Below are 850 nucleotides of genomic sequence, written 5' to 3'. Positions count from 1 at the left end.
ACGGCGTGGTCACCGCCGGCGCGGGCGACCGGGTCCGTATCCACGTCTCTGCCCTGGATAACCAGGCGAGCCACAAAGATACCATTACGGATGCCCCGGATCGCCGTGTGGTGACGTATCCGGTGACGTTTGCGGCACTGGGGCAGCTGCGCTTTGCCGCCGTCCCTGCCGGACTCGATAAAGCGGAGGCCGGCGAGTACACCGGTCAGCTGGCCTTCGTTATCACTTATGAATAAGCCGTTCACTTGACAGGTCTGTACCGGTCTTTCTGAAAGATCACACTGGAGCTCAATATGGCAAAACCCTGCCAGGGAGGCGTGCGCCCCGTGAAAACGAAAAATCTGCACCGGACACTGCTGGCGCTCTCCGTCAGTCTGCACCTGATGAGCGGTGAGGCGTGGGGACGCGAGCAGCTTAACATGGCGTTCATGCAGGGGGGAAATGCCATGGCGGATGTGGACAGTTACGCCACCTTCCCCGCCGGCCGTTACCTGGTGGATGTGGAGCTCAACGGGAAGCGTACCGGGCGGCGTATCCTCGATATTCCGGCCAGCGATGAGCAGGTGCTCTGTCTGGCCCCCGAATGGCTCAACCAGGCCGGCATTTTTCTGCGTGAAGACATTTTCTCTGACGTCAGGGATCCGGCGCGCGGCTGTTATCGCGTCGCACAGTTACCCGATGCCCGGGTGACATTTGACTTCACCACCCAGACGCTGGAGATGAACATTCCCCAGAAAGGGCTGCAGAAGAAGCCCCTGACGACGGAATGGGAGTACGGGCACAGCGCCCTGCGTGTGAATTACACCGCCAACGCCAGCCACAGTCGTGCCGGCAGTTCGGTGGCCGGGGT

At 61.2% G+C, this 850-nt stretch carries 1 protein-coding gene and 1 pseudogene; both read left to right on the top strand.

Annotated features, from left to right (window positions below; genetic code table 11):
• Positions 1-236: pseudogene (locus ACU8YC_RS25100) on the top strand (fimbrial protein); the annotation flags it as partial.
• A 57-nt stretch (positions 237-293) separates the two neighbouring features.
• Positions 294-850, top strand: a 557-nt coding sequence (locus ACU8YC_RS25095; protein WP_446895975.1) for a FimD/PapC N-terminal domain-containing protein, incomplete at its 3' end; no start/stop codon positions are given.

This window comes from Citrobacter sp. VF227 (genome assembly GCF_052950715.1).
Note: the sequence above shows the minus strand (reverse complement) of the source record. Positions and strands in the feature narration are given on the sequence as shown.